The organism is Serratia sp. 201 (genome assembly GCF_037027545.1).
GTDB lineage: Bacteria > Pseudomonadota > Gammaproteobacteria > Enterobacterales > Enterobacteriaceae > Serratia > Serratia bockelmannii.
Map to the genome: position 1 here is coordinate 1 of NZ_JAXCHC010000011.1, position 1,342 is coordinate 1,342.

Genomic DNA, 1,342 nt, shown 5'->3' on the forward strand with positions numbered 1-1,342 from the left:
AAAAACACCTTCGGTGTTGTAAGGTTAAGCCTCACGGATCATTAGTACTGGTTAGCTCAATGCATCGCTGCACTTACACACCCAGCCTATCAACGTCTTAGTCTTAAACGTTCCTTCAGGGGCCTTAAAGGCCCAGGGAAGACTCATCTTGAGGCAAGTTTCGCGCTTAGATGCTTTCAGCGCTTATCTTTTCCGCACTTAGCTACCGGGCAATGCCATTGGCATGACAACCCGAACACCAGTGGTGCGTTCACTCCGGTCCTCTCGTACTAGGAGCAACCCCTCTCAATCTTCCAACGCCCACGGCAGATAGGGACCGAACTGTCTCACGACGTTCTAAACCCAGCTCGCGTACCACTTTAAATGGCGAACAGCCATACCCTTGGGACCTACTTCAGCCCCAGGATGTGATGAGCCGACATCGAGGTGCCAAACACCGCCGTCGATATGAACTCTTGGGCGGTATCAGCCTGTTATCCCCGGAGTACCTTTTATCCGTTGAGCGATGGCCCTTCCATTCAGAACCACCGGATCACTAAGACCTACTTTCGTACCTGCTCGAGCCGTCACTCTCGCAGTCAAGCTAGCTTATGCCTTTGCACTAACCTCACGATGTCCGACCGTGATTAGCTAACCTTCGTGCTCCTCCGTTACTCTTTGGGAGGAGACCGCCCCAGTCAAACTACCCACCAGACACTGTCCTCACCCCAGATTATGGGGCCGAGTTAGAACATCAAACATTAAAGGGTGGTATTTCAAGGATGGCTCCACGCAGACTGGCGTCCACGCTTCAAAGCCTCCCACCTATCCTACACATCAAGGCTCAATGTTCAGTGTCAAGCTATAGTAAAGGTTCACGGGGTCTTTCCGTCTTGCCGCGGGTACACTGCATCTTCACAGCGAGTTCAATTTCACTGAGTCTCGGGTGGAGACAGCCTGGCCATCATTACGCCATTCGTGCAGGTCGGAACTTACCCGACAAGGAATTTCGCTACCTTAGGACCGTTATAGTTACGGCCGCCGTTTACTGGGGCTTCGATCAAGAGCTTCGCCTTGCGGCTGACCCCATCAATTAACCTTCCAGCACCGGGCAGGCGTCACACCGTATACGTCCACTTTCGTGTTTGCACAGTGCTGTGTTTTTATTAAACAGTTGCAGCCAGCTGGTATCTTCGACTGGCTTCAGCTCCATCCGCGAGGGACTTCACCTACATGCCAGCGTGCCTTCTCCCGAAGTTACGGCACCATTTTGCCTAGTTCCTTCACCCGAGTTCTCTCAAGCGCCTTGGTATTCTCTACCTGACCACCTGTGTCGGTTTGGGGTACGATTTAATGTTACCTG

1 rRNA gene is annotated in these 1,342 nt (G+C 52.4%); it reads right to left on the reverse strand.

The window, feature by feature from the left end:
• Nucleotides 1-20 precede the first annotated feature (20 nt).
• Nucleotides 21-1,342, reverse strand: a 23S ribosomal RNA gene (locus WA302_RS25140); the annotation flags it as partial.